Below are 19,557 nucleotides of genomic sequence, written 5' to 3'. Positions count from 1 at the left end.
TCCCAGGAGCGGAGCTTGCGGAGTGACCGGGTTTGTCAGGAGCGGAGCTTGCGGAGTGACCGGGTTTGTCAGACGCAGCCCCCGGGTGACCAGGTTTTGCCAGCTCTTGCACAGGTGTAACTGGGACACTGGCGCGAATGATCATCGTTCTGGGGGCCGTATTCGTTGCGGTGGCGTTGCTGGGCATTGCCGCGCATCTTGTGGATTCGACGGGTCAGTTCATGCTCGTTGCGGCCGCGCTTGCGCGACTTCTCATGGTGGCGGCCGTTCCGGGTGCTGTTCTTCTCGGTGTGGGTGCCGGGTGGTGGGGCGTCGTAGCAGGTTCTTTGGTTGTCGCAGTTGCGGTCTCGACTCAGTTCCCTCTGGTTCGGGCGCGGCTTCGTAAGCGCAGCGTTCAGGGCACGCCGTTCGGTGTGATGAGTGCCAACATCCTGCTCGGTGAGGCTGATCCGGGTGCTGTTGTGGCTGCAGTGGATGCTCACGCGCCCGATGTGCTGACCGTGGTCGAGTTGACTCGTTCGGCGCACGAGGGGCTCGTTGCGGCGGGGATTCTCGAACGCCTTCCGTACACGTTCGTCAGCGCGGCGTCGGGTGGAAACGGAACCGGCATCTATTCGCGGTATCCAATCGGTGACGAGACTCGGCACGATGGCTACATCACCGAATTGCTGTCAGCGCGTGTGCAGGTGCCTGATGGTCCGTGGCCGCTGGTGTTTGCGGTGCACCCGGTGCCGCCGTGGCCACGGCACCCATCGGCGTGGGTGCGCGAACTTGCCGCGCTCAGGCAGTTGATGGACAAGATCCCGCTAGACGAGGGCCCGGTGGTGGTGTCGGGGGATTTCAATGCGACGTTCGACCACAAGCGGTACCGAGACTTGCTGAGCGATCGTTACCGTGACGCCGCGATGGAGGTCGGCGCTGGTCACTTGGCTACGTATTCTGCCGACGCGTGGTACCCGCCGTTGATAGCGATCGACCATATTCTCGTCAGCGACGCCGCCGTGATCGATGTGGGAGTCGTCGAGCTTCCTGGCTCCGATCACCGCGGCATCCGCGCAGACTTGCTGCTACGCGAGCCCTGAGGCGGTCAGTCTTTGGGGGCGTAGTCCGGGAGTTCTTGGACGGCCCATTTGTTTCCGTCGGGATCGGCGAAGAACACGAACTTGCCCCATCCCAAGTCGACGACGGGGTCGACGTCGAGGCCTGCTGCGATGAGGTGCTTGCGCGCCTGTTCGGCGCTGACGACGACGACCTGCATGCCCTCGACGCTTCCCGGTGCCGCGGTGGTGATGCCTTCGCCGATGGCGATGGAGCAGGCGGATCCGGGCGGGGTCAGTTGGACGTAGCGGATCCCGTCCATGGGCCGCTCGTCGTGGTCTGCGTTGAACCCGATTTTGACGTAGAAGTCCTTGGCTCGGTCTACGTCGCTCACCGGGATCATGACGAGTTCGAGTTTGATGTCCATGTTTCGTTCGCTCCCTTTCGTTGTGGTGACAGCAAGCCTGCCAAGTATTGCGGACAGTTTCGGTCCGCGATCCGAATTTTCGTTAGGTGAACACTGCTGGCCGGAGAAATATGCACGACCGATCGACTGTTGACGCTGGTGTGCTTCTGTCCATACTCGATCGCTCCCGCACGAGGACAGGTTTCGACGACGCTTCCGCTTTGGCCGGTTCGATCGAGCGGGCTGTCCACGCCGAACAGCTTGATTACCATCGGTTCTGGGTGGCAGAGCATCACGGGGTTCCCGGTATTGCCAGTGGCGCCCCGCCGGTGTTGCTTGCGGCAATCGGTGCCCACACCTCGCGGATCCGGCTCGGTTCCGGTGGTGTCATGTTGCCGAACCATCAGCCGTTCGTCGTCGCCGAGCAGTTCGCGATGCTCGCCGCTCTCTATCCGGGGCGTGTGGACGTGGGTCTCGGACGCTCGCTCGGCTTCACCGAACCTGTCCGCCGCGCGCTCCGAACCGGTCGTGATGAAGCGGAGACGTTCGCCGACGATCTCGCCGAACTCTCGGGATTTCTCGACGGGACGGGCCCGGTGACGGCAAGGCCTGCGGTGCCTGCCCTGCCGATGTACGTCCTGGCAACAGGGAAGGGGTTGGCGATAGCAGCGAAAGCGGGATTGCCCGTGGTGGTCGGCGGCCCGATTCTCTGGGGCGACGGTGCCGAGATCGCAGCCTATCGACGTCAGTTCCGTCCCACCGAGCTCACGCCGAACCCCCGCGTCATCGTCTCGCTCGACGTCATGATCGCGGACTCGGCAGCCCTTGCTCGCGAGTTGATGCTGCCCGAGGCCTGGGCTATGGCTCGATCGCGGACCACCGGAGAGTTTCCACCGCTCGTTCCGACCCGAGAAATCGATTTCGACGCAGCGCCCACTCGAACGAGGGAGCGGGTGGAACGGTCGATCGACTCGTCGGTGCACGGCACGGCTCACGAGGTTGGCCTTCGGCTCGAGGAGTTGGTCGAGCGCACCGACGCCGACGAGATTCTGGCGTCGACGTCGACGTACGACCGAACCGCGCTGGCAGTCGCCGACGCCGAATTGCGGCAGCTGTTTGCTCCTTCGCTGTCGCGCTGAGCCATCGCCGCGTGCGGTCGTTGCGCAGTACAGTGATGAAAGAGACGAATCAGTTACCGGAGAGGTCGTCATGGCAGGCAAGAAGCTGGACAGAGTTCATGCACAATCCGCGCTCGAAACAGTGCGTGAGAACCCGCTTATCGCGGTGATCGCAGCGGCGCCTGCCCTGGTCGTTTTCGGTCTCGTATGGTGGCTCGCCGGATTCGGAACCGCTGTGGTTCTACTACTGGCGATCGGCGTCGTGGGCCTGGTCGTCGCCAAGTTGCGCAGTTAGTCCGACGTTTCCCGGGGGACATGGAACTGCGTGAGCGAGCCCATACCCGGCCCCAGTTCTGCCCATGATGCGGTGATGGTCAGTACGGCGATGGCTGACGTCGGGAACTTCATGGTGATGGCATCGATTGCCGAAGACTCGTTTTCCGACGCCAGTTCCAGTGCAGTCCAGGGAATTCCGGGGGCGTGTCCAACGATGAGCAGCGTCGAAGTGGCGGGTTCGGTCAGTGTGGCCTCCTCGAAAATTTCTTCGGGAGAGCCGCCGTAGATCCGTTGTTCGAATCGCACCGGCGCTTCGATACCGGTCGCGATCAAGGTTTCGCGGGTGCGAGTGGCAGTGGAGCATATGACGGCGTCGATGTTGCCGACGTTCTCGGCGATCCAACGGCCTGCGAGTGCTGCTTCGCGCCGGCCGCGTTCCGCGAGGGGGCGATCGTGATCCGGCGTCCCTTCCGGGTAGCCGGATTTACCGTGTCGCATGAGTACGAGGGTGCGCAGTTCGGCCATCGATCCACCGTATCGGGCCGGGGCCAGCACTTCCATATGCTGGGGCGGTGGAGGTCGCGATGCAGACCGCAGGGTGCGCACCTGCTATCTTGAACGCCGTTCAAGTTTGCGCTCACAAGGAGTCGTCATGGCAGGTCTCGAAGGTGCACAGAGCTCGGCAGCGTCCAGTTCCGAAGCAGCGTCCGGTTCCAAGGTAAGGATTTCGGCACGGGACATGGCGCAGATAGCCGTCTTCGCCGCGCTGCTGGCCGCCCTGGGACTCCCCGGCGCAATCACGGTGGGTTTCAGTGGCGTGCCCATCACGCTCCAAACCCTCGGCGTCATTCTCGCCGGCGCGATCCTCGGTGCCCGCAAAGGCACGGCCGCCGTCGTGGTGTTCATCGCACTGACCCTCATCGGGCTGCCTCTGCTGTCCGGTGGCCGCACCGGCCTGACAGCACTCGCGGGCCCCAGCGCCGGATATCTCATCGGGTGGATCCCGGCGGCGTTCGTCATCGGCCTGCTGACGGCTCGCATCCTTCCGAAATATCCGATAGCGCTCGGTTTGGCGATCAATGCCCTTGGCGCAATCGTGATCATCTACATTTTCGGCACGATCGGCCTGTTGCTGCGCACCGACATCGGCGTGTGGGGCGCGATCTCCACCAACTTCGCATTCATCCCTGGTGACCTGGTCAAGGTCGTCATCGGCGCCGTCGTCGCCAAAAGCGTGCACCGAGCGTATCCCGGTTTGATTCGTTCGTGAGTCTGTTCCTGGGCGGGCGCGGGTCACGGCTCGCGATCGACTGGAACGGGCGAGCCCTCGACTACCAACAGTTCGACGCCGCCGTCGACCGATGGCCCGAGTCCCGTATGCACGACGCGTCGGAGTTGGATCTTGCAGATGCCCTGATCTGTGTGTTCGCCGCAGCGCGTCAGGGTGCAGCTGTGCGAGTGGAGAACCCGGCCGCCAGGCCGGTCCGGGGGGACGTGGATCCCGACGCTTTCCTGCTCGTCGCGACGTCGGGTTCGACCGGCAGGCCGCGTGCATTGGCTCGCACTGCTGCGTCGTGGACCGACAGCTTCGCCGAGTTCTCTTCGATCACCGGCATCACCGCTGCTGATCGAGTATTGGTCACCGGACCTTTGCACGCCACGATGCACTTGTTCGCGTCCGTTCATGCTCTGTGGATCGGTGCCTGTGTCACGGACGACCGCACGAGTGCGACCGTGGCCCATGCTGTCCCTGCGGTCCTTCGCGATCTTCTCGATCGAGCACCGGCGCTCCGCCTCGCCGTCGTGGCAGGTACGGCCCTGGATGCGGGAGCACAGGAACGCGCACACGGCATCGACCTCGTCGAGTACTACGGTGCCGCAGAGCTGTCCCTGGTCGCTGCGCGTCGGGTGCCGGAACCGTTGACTTTGCTGGCGGGCCTCGAAGCGGAGGTTCGCGAGGGGCTTCTGTTCGTGCGCTCGCCGTATCGGGTCCTCGGAGGTCCGGAGTGGTTCGGCGTCGGAGACCTTGCCGAGCTCGGGCCGAATCGGCAGCTCGTCGTGCGCGGACGCGGTGATGCCGCGGTCAACGTGGGCGGAACTACGGTGATCGCGGAGGACGTCGAGCTGGTGTTGGATTCGATCGATGGTGTCCGGGCTTCGGCTGTCGTCGGAACGCCGCATTCGGTGCTCGGTGCGACGGTGACTGCCGTTGTGGAGCTTCACGACGGGGCGGATGTGGATTCCGTCAAGGCCGAGGCTCGTGGACGCTTGTTCCGTGAGGCCGTGCCCAGGCGCTGGATAGTCGTCCCGGCTCTACCGCGCACCGGTAGCGGCAAGATCGCCCGTGCGAGGGTGACAGACTCGATCTCATGACCTCCGCTCCAGTTCTCGTCGCTCCGTGGCGGACCCCGATCGGTACAGCCGGTCACGGATTTGCCGATCTGGCGACGACCGACCTCGCTGCTCCGGTGCTGCGGGCGGTGTTGGCGTCGTTGCGTGAATCGGGGTGCGAGGACGCAGTGGACGACGTGGTTCTCGGCAATTGTCTGGGGCCCGGTGGCGATCCGGCCCGTATTGCTGCACTGAGCGCCGGACTTGGCGTCGAGGTGCCGGGGGTGACGGTCGATCGGCAGTGCGGTTCGGGGCTCGACGCGGTGATGCAGGCCGCGATGCGGGTGCGCAGCGGGGACGAGAGCTTGATCCTTGCGGGCGGAGTCGAGTCGGCGAGTACCGCACCGTGGCGATTCTGGCCACCGCAGGCAGGGGCGGAACCAGTTCGCTACACCCGTGCGCCCTTTGCACCCGGCGACTTCGATGACCCGGACATGGGCGTCGCTGCCGACGATCTTGCACAACGTCGAGGTATCGACCGTGTTCGCCTGGACGCGTATGCCGCACGGTCACACCGGCTTGCCGCCGAATCGAATTTCACGTCCGAGATCGTGCCGATCGCCGGGATCGAGCGAGATCAACGCATCAGAGCGAATATGACCGTCGAACGGCTGGCGCGGCTTCGACCGAGTTTCTCGCCGTCGGGTACCGGTACGGCCGGCAACTCGTGCGGAATCTCCGACGGCGCAGCGGCGCTCGCGATCACCACCGAATCGCGCGCCAAAGGCCTTCCAGCGCTGCGTGTTCTGGGCGCGGCCGTTGCCGGCTCGGATCCGGCATTGCCCGGCCTCGGGCCGGTTCCCGCTATCGAGAAGGTGTTGCGTCGAACGGGCGTCGCCCTGTCCGATGTGGGAGTTGTGGAGATCACCGAGGCTTTCGCGGCGGTGGTACTCGCGGTGTCGGACGAACTGGGGCTCGACGAAAACCTGCTGTGCCCGCAGGGTGGAGCCATTGCGATGGGTCACCCGTGGGGGGCTTCGGGCGCGATCCTGTTGGTGCGCTTGGCCTCTCAGATGCTGGCTGACGGTGGCCCCCAGTTGGGGTTGGCTGCGTGCGCCATCGGCGGCGGACAAGGGATTGCGATGATTGTGGAGCGTGCATGGTGAGTGAAGTGGTGTTCGAGGGTGTCAAGCATGCGTTCGGTGATCGTGAGGTGTTGCGCGGCATCGACCTTCGGTTCAGTGAGCGGCGTGTGGGGATCATCGGTTCCAACGGTTCGGGTAAGTCCACACTGGCTCGGATGATCAACGGTTTGTTGGCGCCGACGTCGGGGACCGTGACCGTCGACGGTGTGGACGCATCCAAGAAGGGCGCGCAGGTCCGTAAGAAGGTCGGCTTCGTCTTCACCGATCCCGATACGCAGATCGTCATGCCTACAGTCTCGGAGGATCTCGCGTTCTCGCTGCGCCGTTCGGGACTGAGCAAGGCCGAGATCGCCGAACGTGTGCACGAGATCCTGGTGCGATTCCGCCTCGACCACCACGCAGAGCATCCGTCCCATCTGTTGTCCGGCGGGCAGAAGCAGCTCCTGGCGATCGGAGCCGTCCTCATCCGGCGCCCCGAGGTCGTCATTGCCGACGAGCCGACGACGCTCCTCGATCTGCGCAATGCCCGCGTCGTCGCCGAGGCACTCGATTCGATGGATCAGCAAGTGATCGTCGTGACGCATCATCTAGCGCTGCTGGACAGCTTCGAGCGCGTCATCGTCATCGACGACGGGCTCGTCGCGTTCGACGGCGCCCCGAAAGATGCGGTTCCGGCTTATCGGGAACTCGTCGAATGATCGGCCTGTATCGGCCGGGGACGTCGTTCCTGCATCGATTGCCTGCGGGGGTGAAGCTGCTCCTGCTCATCACCTCGATCGTGACCGCTACCGTCGTGGTCCGAACACCGATTCAGGTCGGGATCGTCGCTGCGCTGGTCGTGGCACTGTTCCTTCTCGCTCGTATACCTGTGAAAGTTGCTCTCGCCCAACTACGCCCGATCATCTGGATGCTGCTGATCATCGGCGTCTTTCAAGTGATAATCACCTCTCCCGCTCGTGCTGTCGTGGTGTGCGGCGTTCTGCTGATCTCGGTGGCATTGGCCGCGCTGGTCACGCTCACCACACGCGTGACCGACATGCTCGACACAGTCACCCGTGCTCTGGGGCCGCTGCGCAGATTCGGCGTCGACCCCGACCGGATCGGCCTCATGCTCGCCCTGGCGATCAGATGCATACCTATTCTCGCGACGATCGTGCACGAGGTCGCCGAGGCACGGAAAGCGCGAGGCCTGCAATGGTCCATGACCGCACTCGTGACGCCCGTGCTGGTCCGTGCGCTGCGAACCGCGGACGCGATGGGCGATGCCCTTGTCGCGAGGGGTGTCGACGATGACTGAGGTTCTCCAGTGAGCGAACTGCTGACCGATCGGATCGCGCGGCATATCCGCGACAAGCCTTCCTCTCTTGCCGTCGTCGACCGGCGAAGCGCAGTGACGTACGGCGAGTTGGGTGAGCTGGTCACTGCCACGGCGGCAGGCATGTCGGGAATGCGAAGAGTGGCCGTGCTGCCGACGTCGGACATCGGGTCGCTCGTAGCCGTGACAGCGGCGATGGCGTCGGGAATTGGTGTGGTACTTCTGCATCGTCACTTGCTGCCCGAGCAGTTCGCCCGCGTGCTGTCTCTGACGCAACCCGATGTTGTTCTGGCAGCACCGAATCAGCACGCGCGGTTGCGGAGGATGGGCGCCGCGTCCCCGACTTCTGTCGACAGCATCCAGGTGACGGGTGTTCGGGCACAGTGCGCTGCCGACGAAGACAGTGAACTTCTCATCGGAATCACCTCGGGCACCACGGGGGAACCCAAACTGTTCGTCCGTGATCAACGCTCCTGGGCCCGAACCCTCGACCGTTCCGATTCGACGTTCGACATCCGCGCGGGCGACCGCGTGGCGACGCCGGGGGTGCTCGATCACACGCACTTCCTCTACGGTGCGCTGCACGGACTCACCCGAGGCGCGATCGTCGACCTCCGGCCCGTGAACAGTTCGCTTCCCAGCGGCGCGACCCACCTGTATTCGGTTCCGACTATTGCCTGGGATGTGGTCCGGTCCGGGATCGGACCGGTGCCGAGCGTGCGCGAAGTGCTCTCCAGCGCAGCGCGTTGGCCGTCCTCCGGCAGATCGGCGCTGCAGGAGGCACTCCCGAATGCCTCGATCGTGCACTTCTACGGAGCGTCGGAGTTGAGTTTCGTCTCCTTCGACCGCGGCATCGACCCGGGGCCGGGGACATTGTTCGACGGCGTCGACGTCGAGATCAGGGACTCGATCGTGCATGTGCGCAGTGACATGCTGTTCGACGGCTACCTCACCGAGGACGGTGTGGCCGGCGGCCCCGTCGACGGATGGATGACCGTGGGGGACCGGGGAAGACTCGGAAGCGGTGAAAATCTGGACGGCGGTGAAAATCTGGAGCGCTGTCAAAGTCTCGAGGGCCGCACGGGCAGTCTCGGGAGCAGGCAGTTGACGTTACTCGGCAGGGACACCGACATTCTGATTCGGGCGGGTCTGAATGTGGAGTTGGCTCCCATCGAGTCCGCGCTCACCGCGATTCCTGGCATTGTGGAGGCAGTGTGCGTCGGAGTCCCGGACGTTCGTATGGGGGAAGTCCCCGCGGTGGTGATCGTGGAAGGGGCGAACCCGCCGTCCACCGCCGAGATCTGGCGGCATCTGCGTCGAGAGCTACCGAGCCCTAGTGTTCCGGTACAGATTCTGACGCTCGAACAGTTGCCGCGGACGCCGCGGGGAAAGGTCGATCGTCAGGAGATCGGGGCAATTTTCGCGACCGTCCGGACTGCGCCGTCGACGACGAACCAGACTGTCAGCGAACCACTTTCGTAGCGGTGCCGGATACCGACTTGTTCTTTGCCGAGAACCGGGTACAGGTACTCGATGACGGCCCGGTGCGGTCCGGCGACGAGATCCGGGTAATCGACCAGGAACTCCTCGACGGCATGCCAGTATGCCGCATTGTTGACGTGATCGAACGAGTCGATGTCGGTGGCACGCAATGGAAACTTGATATCGGTGTCCGACTCGGGCGGCACCGGCTCGGTGAGCCATGCCTTCCATTTGAGTCGATGCTGATCGGTGGTGCGTGCAAGCATGTCGAGGGCATCGTCGCTGATCCGTGTCGGCATACCGGTCTTCGCGCTGATGCTTATCCAGAAGCCCTCGGTTTCGATGGAACCGCCCTTGCCGGTCGACATCGAGACCCGCATGTTGGACCAACGAGTGGACATCGACGAACACCAGCGCCGCAGATGAATGTGGTCGGGAAACTGTACGGGTTCGTGGACGTCGATGACCGTACGTCGAACGATCCAGAAAGGATCGGTGAGACCGAGAGGTGTCGCTGCAAGATTGTCCGACCCGATGTCCTGCAGGTAGCGCGCGATCCCGTCGAAGCGCAAGCGGCCGGCTGGGGCGACATCACCGGTACGTATCGGCCAATCGGTTTCGAACCCTTCGCCTTCGGCAGGTAGTGGTGCCAGGGCGTCGTCGAAGCCCGCTGGCTCTACGGTTCCGGCATTGTCCACGTGTCGCTCCTTGTTACCGGTGGGTTCGTGCTCGAACCGAACCTACCCGGTGCGGGTCAGAGAACTCGACGAGCCTTCATTCCGTCGAAGACCGGACCGACGCGGACGACGTCACCGGTGGTGGGGGCGTGGACCATCTGACCGTTGCCCATGTAGATGGCCACGTGCCCCGGCCCACCGGATTGCCAGTTCCCGAACAGTAGATCCCCGGGCTGAGCCATTGACATCGGAATCTCGGTGCCGACGCCCCATTGGGTCTCGGAGGTCCGGGGGAGTGTCACCGTGCCACCGGAGGCCTTGAACACCGCGTAGGACGTCAACCCCGAGCAGTCGAACCCACCACCGGAAGGCCCGTTGATGTTGCCGCCGCCCCACACGTACGGCAGGCCGAGGTAGTCCATTGCGAGCTGCACTGCTCGTCCACCGATACCGGAAATATCGATGCCGGCGAACGGCGTCAGGATTGCAGCGAACTGCATTTCCGTCGCGCGAATCTTGGCCACGTACGGCTTCGTTTGATTTTCGTAATCGGGTGTTCCCGACGGCATTCCGCCGGATCTGAGGACCGCGCCTGCACCTGCGTTGTATCCGGCGATGGTCAGGTCGAGACTGTCGCCCTTGACCAATCCGGCCGACTTCCACTTCTCGACTTGACTGTTGATGTCGCAGAGCAGGTTTCCGGACGCCATGACCGAGTCGGCGATGCCGTTGATGTCGGCTACGCCGTCGCCGTCGGCATCTTTGCCGTAGGTGCGCCAGGTGGCGGGCATGAACTGGCCGGGCCCGCGGGCACCGGACACCGATACCGGTGAGGTCGGTCCGTGCCGGAATCCGTTCTCCGCTGCGTACAATGCGGCGATCGTCGGTGCTTTGACTCCGCCACAGATCGATCCTGCGCGGGTCAGCCAGGGAACGAACGCGGTGATCGCGCCTATCGGTGACAGCGAGACCCCGGTGAACGTCGCAGGTAGACCGGGGAACAGCGCTCGCCTGAGTGCTTCGGCTGCAGGCATGAATGCGGTCTGGTTGGTGATCTGCCCGAGCGAGTACGTCAATCCGCCGAACTGGACCGATCCTGCGTTGGTGGGAAACACCGAGGGCGCAAAGGCGCTTGGTGTAGTGGTCGTATCGCTTGTCGTCGACATCACGGCGGCAACAGACGCCGGAACGTCGGCGGCGGGTGCAGTTTCCGGCTGGGGGGGTTCTGCTGGTTTCGGGGGCAACATCGGTTCGGCTGCATCTTCGACGGCCGTCGCTGCGTTGTCGAGGGCAGTGCCCGCGACATCTGCTGCCGGCGTGGGCAAAGTACCGAGCAGGTCATCGAGTTGCTTCTGCAACGTTGGACCGGTGTCCTCCGCGGCCGCCGCGACGCTGTGGGCGCCGTCTTTGACCTGTGGGGGAAGGTCTGTCGCCGCCACCGCTCCTGCAGCGGACACGATTACGGCAACGATGACTGCGATTGGATCGCCTGCCATGTAACAACTCCTGGTGCTCGAGCTCTCCCCGACGTTCCATGTCAACCCATCCATGTGAGGTGACTCACACATCATGCACTGTGGAATCGATTTGCGGAGCGAAATAGAACACGTTCTAGTGTTTGTCGACAAAAGAATCACCCCTGACCCAAACGTCGCACCGTCCCGAGCTGGTGTTCCGCGTAGGTTGGCGGTGAGAAATCACTACCGAAAATTCCGAATAGGGGAGCGAAGATCATCGACAAATACGTCCTGACGCCCGAGACCGTGTGGGACCCCGGTGCACAGCTACTGTCGCAGTGCGTCGTCGTGGAGAACGCCGACCGCACGCTGTATCTGTCCGGCCAGACATCGATCACCGCCGACGGACAGTTCGCGGGCATCGGGGACGTCTCAGCTCAGATCCGGCTGGCGTTCGAGAACATTCGGCTCATTCTCGACGCGGCCGGCGGCACCTTGGCCAACGTCGTCAAACTGACCGTGTACTTCACCGACCTCGGTGACTTGGACACGTACACCGGCATTTTGGGCGAGCTGTTCGTCGAGAGCAGGCCTGCGCAGACCGTTGTCGAAATCAGCAGGCTCGCGATGGACGAGTTGCTGATCGAGATCGATGCGATCGCGGTGCTCTAGACGAGCGTCGACCAGTAGTCGGAGAACTCGATTCCGATCGCGGCGATGACGATTGCGTACCAGACGGCCAAGATGGTCCAGCGCCATTCGAGGAGAGCTCGGGTGACGGTGCCTGCGCGTTCGCGGTCGACGAGTTGGGACAGCGAGACGATGAAGATCGGTATCGTCACTGCCCACACGACCATGCAGTACGGGCACAGCGCATGGATCTCGTAGAGGCTCTGGTAGATCAGCCAGTGCACGAACACCACACCGAGTGCGGTGCCGGTGCTGAGACCCAGCCAATACCAGTGCGGCAGTTCGATTCGGCCGAACGTCAGAATCCCCGTCATCAGCACCACGGTGAAGGCCACGATTCCGATGATCGGATTGGGGAACCCGAACAAGGCAGCCTGCTCGGTCGTCATGACCGAACCGCAGGACAGCACCGGATTGAGATTGCAGGACGGCACGTACGCACTGTCTTCGAGCAACTTGATTCGCTCGATGGTCAGGGTCAGCGCCCCGAGGAGACCGAGAAAACCGCCGATCGTGAGGACCCAGGCGGTGGCTCTACTCGCTCTCACTCCGCACCTGTCCTCTCACATCGCTCCTGTCACTGTGCAGCGGTGATCGCGGCGCGCAGAGCGTCCGGAGTCGGGTTCGACACGACCGTTCCGTTGACGGAGACAGTCGGTGTGCTCGAGATGCCCTCGTCGAGCGCGGCCTTGGTCTGGCTCGTCACGTAGTCGGTGTAGGTGCCGTCGGTGATGCAGCTCGACAGTTCAGGGCTCTCGATCTGCGCCAGTGTGGTGATGGCCACGAGATCGTCGTCGCTGAGGCCTGCAGCGCCCTCGGCGGGCTGCTGATCGAACATCGCCTTGTGCCAGACCGGCCACGCCGAGACATCGGCTTCGGCGACGCACAGGCTCGCGTTCGCGGCGCGCGTGGAGTAATTGGTCGAGGACATGCGATCGAGGATCGCGATCGGGCGGTAGTCGACGGCAATGGTGTTGTCCGCGACCAGTTCGGCGAGGGTGTCTCCGCTTATCGTTTCGAACTGCTTGCACGCCGGGCACTGGAAGTCCTCGACGACGCTGACGACGACGGCTGCATTTGGATCACCGATTCTGATCGCCCCGTTGTCCTGAGTCGACGAGGGGGCTGCAGCAGGTGCGTCGGAGTCGGAGTTCTTCGACGCGATGGAGAATCCGATCGCGGCGATCAAGGCGACGAGGACGACGGCAATTCCAAGCTGGATCAGCGTGCGTCGCTTCTTGTCTTTTCCTTGCATGCCTGCTGCGGCAGCCTGTGCTTTCTTCTTGCTCTCGTTGCTCACTGCAGATCCCTTGCTCGCCCGACCAATGAAGTCCGGGACAATCATAGGCGGGTGAACCTGAGGTCAGGCTGAGCACTCGACTGTCAGGTCAGGCTGATGATTCGTTCGACGGCGAATCCGTATCCCGCCACTCCGAGGCCCGCGATGACGCCGCTGGCGATGGCGGAAACGAACGAGTGGTGACGGAAGTCCTCGCGAGCGTGCACATTGCTGATGTGCACCTCGATGATAGGTACTTCGGGGATGACGAGTGCGTCGCGCAATGCCACGGAGGTGTGCGTCAGACCGCCGGGATTGATCACGATTCCCGATGCGGTACCGCGTGCTTGGTGTATCCAGTCGATGAGCTGTCCCTCGTGATTGGACTGCTCGGCGCGGATGGTTCGGCCGTGCGCAGCGGCGGTCTTCACGCACAGTGCGACGACGTCGGCGAGGGTGTCATGGCCGTACACCTCGGGTTGGCGAGTGCCGAGCATGTTCAGGTTCGGTCCGTTGAGCACGAGGATGTGTCCTCGGGCTGCGCTCGAGTCGCCGACCATGTGATTGCTCACTTTCATTCAGGGCGCGTACTACTGAAGGAGATCATTTCACAGGTCGTTGGCACACTGTCCTAGTGAAAGCTGTGTGGCTGGTCTGGGGTGTAGGCGTCTTCGCGTACATCGTCGCCGTCCTGCACCGCACCGCGTTCGGAGTGGCGGGCCTGAACGCGGCCGATCGGTTCTCGGTCAGCCCGTCGCTGCTGTCTTCGTTCGTCGTTCTTCAGGTCGTCGTTTACGCCGCGATGCAGATTCCTGCCGGTGTGGTGCTGGATCGCGTCGGTTCACGCAAGATGATCGCGCTCGGTGCTCTGCTGATGACGATCGCGCAGATCACGCTCGCGCTGACGGAGTCGCTACCGGTGGCGGTCGCCGCACGGGCGCTCGTCGGGGTGGGCGACGCGCTGACATTCATCTCGGTGCTGCGGCTCGTCCCGCGGTGGTTCGCTCCGCGCCAGGTTCCTATCGTTTCGCAGCTGACCGGTTTGCTAGGTCAGACCGGTCAGATTCTGTCGGCGGTGCCGTTCTTGATGTTGCTCGGCGGGGCGGGCTGGACGTGTGCGTTCGGCAGTGCCGCATCGCTCGGTTTCCTTGCGTTCGTCCTGGCATTGGCGCTGATCCGTGATGTGCCGCCTGGATCAGAGGTCGTCGAGCCGTCGACCTCGATGCGCGAGACTCTCGCCACGATCGGGCAGGTGTGGCGCCGCCCGGGCACTCGTCTCGGTTTCTTCAGCCACATGGGGACGCAGTTCTCCATCACCGTTTTCGCCTTGTTGTGGGGGATTCCCTACTTGACTTCGGGACAGGGTCTGTCTGCATCGACCGCAGGTGTGTTGCTGTCCATCTCGGTGTTCTCGGCCGTCGTCTCCGGTTTGCTTCTCGGATTTCTGACGGGCCGATATCCGATGCGGCGGTCGTGGCTGGTGCTGGCCATCATGATCAGCAATGCTGTGATGTGGACGATCGTTCTCGCGCTGCCGGGCCCGGCGCCACTGTGGTTGCTGGTGATGCTCGTCGTCGTGATCTCGGTCGGGGGACCGGGGTCGGTCATCGGATTCGACTACGCCCGCACGTTCAATCCGAGCGCCAATCTGGGCACTGCCCAGGGAATGGTGAACATCGGTGGGTTCCTGGCTTCGCTGCTCGTGATCGCGTCCATCGGGGCGATTCTGCAAGCGAACGGCGGGTACACCTTCGAGGGGTTCCGGTTGGCGTTTCTCGCGCAGTATCCGGTGTGGGTGGTTGCGATCACCGGAGTCTTGCTGACGCGTCGCAAGACTCGACGGCAGTTGGCAGCGGAAGGGATCCGTCCGCGCACGATCCGGGAGATTGTCGAGTCGCGTCGAAAATCGTAATTGGACGCTGCGGTGGCAGGGCTGCGTGTCTGAAATATCGGATTGCAATCTCGAGTTTCCGAGAGCATGCTGGTGTTCCCAATTTACTTGTGTGTTGCAAGCAAACATATCGTAAAGGTGTGACCAAGCGGTGGTAACCGAACAAGAAGTGACGCAGCCTGCGTCCGGCGAACTCTCGCACCGGCAGATCATGACGATCCTGTCGGGGCTGATGATGGGCATGTTCCTCGCAGCACTCGATCAGACGATCGTGTCGACGTCGGTCCGCACGATCGCCGACGACCTCAACGGATTCTCGGTACTCGCATGGGTCACCACGGCGTACCTGATCACCTCGACGATATCGACGCCGCTGTACGGAAAGCTCTCCGACCTCTACGGCCGTAAACCGTTCTTCATGACGGCGATTTCGATCTTCGTCATCGGCTCGATGCTGTGCGGTATCTCGACGTCGATGTACGAGCTCGCGGCATTCCGGGCGGTGCAGGGCCTCGGCGCCGGTGGGTTGATGTCGATGGCGCTCGCCATTATCGGGGACATCGTTCCGCCGCGTGAGCGCGCGAAGTATCAGGGCTACTTTCTTGCTGTGTTCGGTACTTCGAGTGTGCTCGGTCCGGTCATCGGCGGTCTGCTCGCCGGCCAGTCCACGATTCTCGGCATCACGGGTTGGCGGTGGGTGTTCTACATCAACGTCCCGCTCGGAATTATCGCGATTGTCGTCGTGTGGCGCGTGCTGAACCTTCCGGTGTTCCGACGCGAGGCACGCGTCGACTGGTGGGGCGCGCTCCTGTTGTCGGTCGGTCTTGTCCCTTTGCTCATCATCGCCGAACAAGGCCGGGTGTGGGGCTGGACTTCGCCGCTCGCGTTGACGTGTTTTGCGATCGGTGTCGTGGGTGTCCTCGCATTCGTTTTCGTGGAAATAAAGATGGGCGACGAGGCCCTGATCCCGATGCGCTTCTTCCGTAATCGACTGTTCGCGTTGTGTATCGCGGTCAGTGTCATCGCTGGTGCGGCAATGTTCGGTGGCATTTCGTTGCTGCCGCAGTATTTGCAGGTCGTCAAGGGATCTTCGCCGACACTCGCCGGCTATCAGACACTTCCGATGGTGGGGGCCCTCATGATTTCGTCGATCGTGTCGGGTCGCATGATCTCGAAAACTGGCCGCTACAAGATTTTTCCAGTAGTTGGCACAGCGCTGATGGCGATCGCGATGTTCCTCTTCCACTATGTGCACGCAGATACTCCGCTGTGGCAGACCATGCTGGTCATGGCATTGTTCGGCATCGGTCTCGGTTCCATGATGCAGCCGCTGACATTGGCAATTCAGAATGCGATGCCGCCCAAGGACATGGGAGTGTCTACTGCTGCTGCGACCTTCTTCCGCCAGATCGGTGCGACGCTCGGTGTCGCAGTCTTCCTGTCGATGCTGTTCACACAGCTCACGCCGAAGACCACTGACGCGCTGGTCGCGGCCAGTTCGACGCCGGAGTTCCAGCAAGCCGTCCAGTCCGCGTCGACGAGTGCGGACCCACTGGAGAAGGGCTTCGCCGACGCGATCATTGCGCAGGACTCGTCGATCGCTGGTAGTGCATTGGTCGACAGTTCCTTCATGCAAAAGCTCGACAGTGCGCTGGCAGAACCATTCCGCGTCGGATTCTCCGATGCCATGGACTATGTCTTCCTTGCCGTCTCCATCTTGATGGTTATCGGATTCGTGCTGGTCATCTTCGTCAAGGAGGTGCCGCTGCGGACGATGTCCGGCCTCGCGGCAGCCCAGCAAGAACGCGACGAGGCTGCGAAGGACGAAGCTGCCAAGGACGAAGCTGTCAGGGGTGACACGGCAAAGGTCGAGGCTGCAAGAGCAGGCGGGGATCTATAGCGAAAGCTGCGCTCAGGAAAGATCGATCCCACGGAACACTCTCAGGTCCCTCGTAACCTTCGATGGTTACGAGGGACCTCCTGTTTCACAGTTCAGAACGGCGCAGGGCCATCTGCATCCTCCGTCCTCCCGGGACTTCCGCGACTCCCCGGACTGTTGGGACTGCTGCTGCTCGCGGAAGTCTTATTGCTGCGCGCTGCGTCGCGCTGGCTTCCGCTGTGCTGGCCCGATTGCGCGGCCGGGCGATCGGCGAATGGTTCGCCCGGTTCGTCAGGTGCGGTGAGTTCGGTGTCCGTCTTGTTCGTGTTCGCAGGCTTGAGGCTGCAGTGGGGGCGTCGCTTGCGTGGAATGTGGGGGATCAGGCGGTAGTCGGAGAGATCGGTCGTCCCGACTGTGCCCCCAGGCAGAGTGATCGCCGTTGATCCGGAACTCGAGGTCCAGTAGTCGATACCCCGCGGAAGCATGACAGGAACCCAGACGCCCATCGTCTTGAGCATGTGGTGATAGCGGCAAAGGCAATGCAGATTGGTCAGTACCGTCCATCCGCCGTGTTTCGGGTCGTGGTGGCGATAGGGCACCACATGGTCGATTTCGCAGGCTGCGGCCGTAACATCACATCCCGGATGGCGGCAGGTGCGATCCCGTTGTCGAACGCATTTGGCAAGTTCGCTACTCGGGCGATAAGTGAGCGCACCGTCGGGTGGTTCAAGGAATCCGCCGTGGCCATCGGGGTGCAGAGCCTCAGCAATCGCCGGATCAGCTGCAACAATTTCTTCGATATGCGCTGTCAGCGTGTAGGACCCGATGTAATCGGTAACGGACTCAGTCGCGTTCGGCAGTGTCGTGCATGGCTGCAACTTTGCCGGACGCTTTGGAAAGGTGAGTCCGCGCCTGCGGCGCCCATGACCCAACGGATTGAGCACCGTGTGCTTACCGAGATCGGTGTCAGCGCCAGTGCCATCGCCGTTGCCTGCGCAATCATCGGGTTCGACAATTTCACCTTCCACGTTTTGAACTGTTCTGTTTCGAACGGCCTCGTCACCCTGAATGGCCTCGTCACCCTGAACAGCCCCGTCGCTCCTACTGGACCCTCCAATCCCGCCTGCCCCGACACTCTCGCTGGGTCCACAGCTTTCGGTACCATCACCTGCAATTCGACCCTCGCCCGTACCCGTCCGCTCGTCAGACACACCGTCACCCTCGCCACGCTCCGACCGAACATTGACATCTTGATCAGGGATCACGTCTATAAGACCGAGTGAGGCTGCGAGGTCGGCAGCTTCGGTCAGCAGTAGCTGCCAGTCTCCGTTTGCAGCAAGTTCTCGGGCATAGTCCGCATCGATCAGTCCGTGTCCTGCGAGGTATCCGGGTAGGTCGGCGAGTCCTGCAAGCGTCGGCAGATCGATCGTCACGGTGGTCAGTGGGCTACGGCGGTCAGGCAACTCCCGCCGGGCGGTGCACGGATTGTCTTCATCCTGTTCGCACGCGCACGGAACAAATATCTCTTGATGCATGAGCGCCACGTATGCGGCCGCGAGTCGCTGGCCACGAGTACGCGGATCACGGTGGCACAGAGTGTTCGCCATTTCGTTGACCAGTTGCCAACACGCCGCGGCGTCACCTGCTTCGAGGTCCGCCTCAATGGTGGCGATCATGTCTCTGTCGCGGTATCGAACTCGGGTGAGCTTGACGAGATCTTTGCGAAGCGCAGCGGCCTCCTCCGGCGCAACGCGCTGAACGATTTCACAGATTTCGGTGGCGAGTGGCCCGGGGGAGAGGCGGCGCGCTGCGTGGAGTACTTCAGATTCGATGCGGACGGCAACTTCGAGTGAGAGTGGGTTGGTGTTCCGATAGATCGCCCGTACCCGCGCGAGATCCAACTCGCCGGCGTCGAAAGCTGCTCTGACCCTGGGCAATCGGAGCCGGAGATCCATACCGATCTCCGCATAAGTGTCCGCCACAGCCTTCGAGCATCCCAGCGCCTTCGCTGTCTCCGATGCCGCATAGCTCCCCGCATCCATGATCACGTCACCGACTTGGACGTTCTGGTGAATGCACGAATCCCAGATCGACGCTGCAAGCCGAACTTTACGTGCGCAGGCCTGGTTCTCGATCAAGGTCGTGTCAGACAGTCCTTGAAGTGTTGATCGATCAATGACCGGCGTGGGCTGTGGACCTACGTATGAAGCGAACGCACCTCTGCGACTCGAACCCATGAATCGAAGCCCCCCGGCAAGTCGACGTTAGAACGTATGTTCGACAATATCGAGTGTTGAGATTCCCGTCAAGGGGTTTCTTCTCCGATTCGCCTGTAGTGCAGTCGAATACGAAACTCGCGTGCCTAGGCCATGTCGCCGACATTCCAGCCGGAAGCCTGTTGGCCTGCGGTCGGCCAGCTCGCTCTTGTTGTGTGTTCATTCAGCCCCCGTGCTGAGCTCGCACCCTGTGGTCTTCTGTCGGCCCGCACTTGCTCGTGGTCGATCTGCTCGCGGCCTGTGCACGCCCTGGCTTCTATCGGCCGCGGGTGCTGATCGTGTCGCAAGCCCCACTCA

Annotated in this window: 20 protein-coding genes; 12 read left to right on the top strand and 8 right to left on the bottom strand. The window is 62.7% G+C overall.

The genetic code is table 11. The features are described 5' to 3' along the window. Window positions 1-137 precede the first annotated feature (137 nt). A complete protein-coding gene (locus QMK32_RS01050; RefSeq protein WP_283472459.1) occupies window positions 138-1,082 on the top strand; it encodes an endonuclease/exonuclease/phosphatase family protein in 945 nt (314 codons plus the stop codon). 5 nt (window positions 1,083-1,087) lie between these two features. On the opposite strand, the gene QMK32_RS01045 is transcribed toward QMK32_RS01050, so the two are convergent. Further along, window positions 1,088-1,465 carry a VOC family protein gene (locus QMK32_RS01045; protein ID WP_283472458.1) on the bottom strand — a complete coding sequence of 126 codons (378 nt, stop codon included), beginning with the start codon at window positions 1,463-1,465 and terminating at the stop codon, window positions 1,088-1,090. Window positions 1,466-1,575: 110 nt separating this feature from the next. Here QMK32_RS01045 and QMK32_RS01040 point away from each other — a divergent pair, with 110 nt between their 5' ends. Both QMK32_RS01040 and QMK32_RS01035 read left to right on the top strand, forming a co-directional pair. Continuing rightward, window positions 1,576-2,583, top strand: a complete 1,008-nt coding sequence (locus QMK32_RS01040; RefSeq protein WP_502943496.1) for an MsnO8 family LLM class oxidoreductase — start codon at window positions 1,576-1,578, stop codon at window positions 2,581-2,583. Between the two features lie 70 nt (window positions 2,584-2,653). Then, window positions 2,654-2,857, top strand: a complete 204-nt coding sequence (locus tag QMK32_RS01035; protein ID WP_084346120.1) for a hypothetical protein — start codon at window positions 2,654-2,656, stop codon at window positions 2,855-2,857. On the opposite strand, the gene QMK32_RS01030 is transcribed toward QMK32_RS01035, so the two are convergent. Continuing rightward, window positions 2,854-3,363 carry a SixA phosphatase family protein gene (locus tag QMK32_RS01030; protein ID WP_283472456.1) on the bottom strand — a complete coding sequence of 170 codons (510 nt, stop codon included), beginning with the start codon at window positions 3,361-3,363 and terminating at the stop codon, window positions 2,854-2,856. The genes QMK32_RS01035 and QMK32_RS01030 overlap by 4 nt on opposite strands. Window positions 3,364-3,490: 127 nt before the next feature. Between QMK32_RS01030 and QMK32_RS01025 the strand changes: the two genes are divergently transcribed. From QMK32_RS01025 to QMK32_RS01000, 6 genes are read left to right on the top strand one after another with little or no spacing between them, the layout of a single operon-like run. Continuing rightward, window positions 3,491-4,108 (top strand): biotin transporter BioY, encoded by a 618-nt coding sequence (locus QMK32_RS01025; RefSeq protein WP_502943495.1) that lies wholly within the window; start codon window positions 3,491-3,493, stop codon window positions 4,106-4,108. After that, window positions 4,105-5,211, top strand: a complete 1,107-nt coding sequence (locus tag QMK32_RS01020; protein WP_283472455.1) for a class I adenylate-forming enzyme family protein — start codon at window positions 4,105-4,107, stop codon at window positions 5,209-5,211. The genes QMK32_RS01025 and QMK32_RS01020 overlap by 4 nt, the downstream gene beginning before the upstream one ends. Continuing rightward, a complete protein-coding gene (locus QMK32_RS01015) occupies window positions 5,208-6,335 on the top strand; it encodes a thiolase family protein (RefSeq protein WP_283472453.1) in 1,128 nt (375 codons plus the stop codon). Before QMK32_RS01020 ends, QMK32_RS01015 begins: the two co-directional genes overlap by 4 nt. Beyond that, entirely contained in the window at window positions 6,332-7,012 is a 681-nt protein-coding gene (locus QMK32_RS01010; RefSeq protein WP_269305375.1) for an energy-coupling factor ABC transporter ATP-binding protein, read from the top strand. Before QMK32_RS01015 ends, QMK32_RS01010 begins: the two co-directional genes overlap by 4 nt. Next, on the top strand, window positions 7,009-7,611 hold the full coding sequence (locus QMK32_RS01005) for an energy-coupling factor transporter transmembrane component T family protein (protein ID WP_283472451.1): 603 nt from the start codon (window positions 7,009-7,011) through the stop codon (window positions 7,609-7,611). Before QMK32_RS01010 ends, QMK32_RS01005 begins: the two co-directional genes overlap by 4 nt. Before the next feature lie 9 nt (window positions 7,612-7,620). Next, a complete protein-coding gene (locus QMK32_RS01000; RefSeq protein ID WP_283472449.1) occupies window positions 7,621-9,111 on the top strand; it encodes an AMP-binding protein in 1,491 nt (496 codons plus the stop codon). On the opposite strand, the gene QMK32_RS00995 is transcribed toward QMK32_RS01000, so the two are convergent. Continuing rightward, window positions 9,030-9,809 carry an acyl-[acyl-carrier-protein] thioesterase gene (locus QMK32_RS00995; protein ID WP_283472447.1) on the bottom strand — a complete coding sequence of 260 codons (780 nt, stop codon included), beginning with the start codon at window positions 9,807-9,809 and terminating at the stop codon, window positions 9,030-9,032. The two genes, QMK32_RS01000 and QMK32_RS00995, sit on opposite strands and share 82 nt — an antisense overlap. Before the next feature lie 56 nt (window positions 9,810-9,865). Beyond that, a complete protein-coding gene (locus tag QMK32_RS00990; protein ID WP_283472445.1) occupies window positions 9,866-11,284 on the bottom strand; it encodes a C40 family peptidase in 1,419 nt (472 codons plus the stop codon). Between the two features lie 267 nt (window positions 11,285-11,551). On the opposite strand from QMK32_RS00990, the gene QMK32_RS00985 reads away from it, so the two are divergent. After that, entirely contained in the window at window positions 11,552-11,917 is a 366-nt protein-coding gene (locus tag QMK32_RS00985) for a RidA family protein (protein ID WP_283472443.1), read from the top strand. On the opposite strand, the gene QMK32_RS00980 is transcribed toward QMK32_RS00985, so the two are convergent. The 3 genes from QMK32_RS00980 to aroQ form a co-directional block, all read right to left on the bottom strand. Next, window positions 11,914-12,483 carry a vitamin K epoxide reductase family protein gene (locus tag QMK32_RS00980; RefSeq protein WP_283472442.1) on the bottom strand — a complete coding sequence of 190 codons (570 nt, stop codon included), beginning with the start codon at window positions 12,481-12,483 and terminating at the stop codon, window positions 11,914-11,916. The two genes, QMK32_RS00985 and QMK32_RS00980, sit on opposite strands and share 4 nt — an antisense overlap. Window positions 12,484-12,512: 29 nt before the next feature. Further along, window positions 12,513-13,235, bottom strand: coding sequence for a DsbA family protein (locus tag QMK32_RS00975; RefSeq protein ID WP_283472440.1), 723 nt, complete (start codon window positions 13,233-13,235; stop codon window positions 12,513-12,515). Between the two features lie 83 nt (window positions 13,236-13,318). Then, window positions 13,319-13,792, bottom strand: a complete 474-nt coding sequence (gene aroQ, locus QMK32_RS00970) for a type II 3-dehydroquinate dehydratase (protein ID WP_283472439.1) — start codon at window positions 13,790-13,792, stop codon at window positions 13,319-13,321. 56 nt (window positions 13,793-13,848) lie between these two features. Between aroQ and QMK32_RS00965 the strand changes: the two genes are divergently transcribed. Together QMK32_RS00965 and QMK32_RS00960 are read left to right on the top strand one after the other, a co-directional pair. Continuing rightward, window positions 13,849-15,126, top strand: coding sequence for an MFS transporter (locus tag QMK32_RS00965; RefSeq protein ID WP_283472438.1), 1,278 nt, complete (start codon window positions 13,849-13,851; stop codon window positions 15,124-15,126). Window positions 15,127-15,316: 190 nt separating this feature from the next. Then, complete coding sequence (locus QMK32_RS00960; protein ID WP_283473135.1) at window positions 15,317-17,005, top strand: MDR family MFS transporter; 1,689 nt, start codon at window positions 15,317-15,319, stop codon at window positions 17,003-17,005. Window positions 17,006-17,097: 92 nt separating this feature from the next. Here the strand turns inward: QMK32_RS00960 and QMK32_RS00955 are convergent, their stop codons facing one another. Beyond that, window positions 17,098-19,122 (bottom strand): HNH endonuclease signature motif containing protein, encoded by a 2,025-nt coding sequence (locus tag QMK32_RS00955; protein WP_283472436.1) that lies wholly within the window; start codon window positions 19,120-19,122, stop codon window positions 17,098-17,100. Window positions 19,123-19,557: the final 435 nt, after the last annotated feature.

The organism is Rhodococcus sp. H29-C3 (genome assembly GCF_030063405.1).
Lineage (GTDB): Bacteria > Actinomycetota > Actinomycetes > Mycobacteriales > Mycobacteriaceae > Rhodococcoides.
Note: the sequence above shows the minus strand (reverse complement) of the source record. Positions and strands in the feature narration are given on the sequence as shown.

What these genes read in the sequence shown, in the direction of transcription:
- QMK32_RS01025 (WP_502943495.1), top strand. Translation starts at nt 3,491, where the DNA reads ATGGCAGGTCTCGAAGGTGCACAGAGCTCGGCAGCGTCCAGTTCCGAA.
- QMK32_RS01005 (WP_283472451.1), top strand. Translation starts at nt 7,009, where the DNA reads ATGATCGGCCTGTATCGGCCGGGGACGTCGTTCCTGCATCGATTGCCT.
- QMK32_RS01035 (WP_084346120.1), top strand. Translation starts at nt 2,654, where the DNA reads ATGGCAGGCAAGAAGCTGGACAGAGTTCATGCACAATCCGCGCTCGAA.
- QMK32_RS01045 (WP_283472458.1), bottom strand. Translation starts at nt 1,465, where the DNA reads ATGGACATCAAACTCGAACTCGTCATGATCCCGGTGAGCGACGTAGAC.
- QMK32_RS00990 (WP_283472445.1), bottom strand. Translation starts at nt 11,284, where the DNA reads ATGGCAGGCGATCCAATCGCAGTCATCGTTGCCGTAATCGTGTCCGCT.
- QMK32_RS00960 (WP_283473135.1), top strand. Translation starts at nt 15,317, where the DNA reads ATGACGATCCTGTCGGGGCTGATGATGGGCATGTTCCTCGCAGCACTC.
- QMK32_RS01030 (WP_283472456.1), bottom strand. Translation starts at nt 3,363, where the DNA reads ATGGCCGAACTGCGCACCCTCGTACTCATGCGACACGGTAAATCCGGC.
- QMK32_RS01015 (WP_283472453.1), top strand. Translation starts at nt 5,208, where the DNA reads ATGACCTCCGCTCCAGTTCTCGTCGCTCCGTGGCGGACCCCGATCGGT.
- aroQ (WP_283472439.1), bottom strand. Translation starts at nt 13,792, where the DNA reads ATGAAAGTGAGCAATCACATGGTCGGCGACTCGAGCGCAGCCCGAGGA.
- QMK32_RS01040 (WP_502943496.1), top strand. Translation starts at nt 1,576, where the DNA reads ATGCACGACCGATCGACTGTTGACGCTGGTGTGCTTCTGTCCATACTC.
- QMK32_RS01050 (WP_283472459.1), top strand. Translation starts at nt 138, where the DNA reads ATGATCATCGTTCTGGGGGCCGTATTCGTTGCGGTGGCGTTGCTGGGC.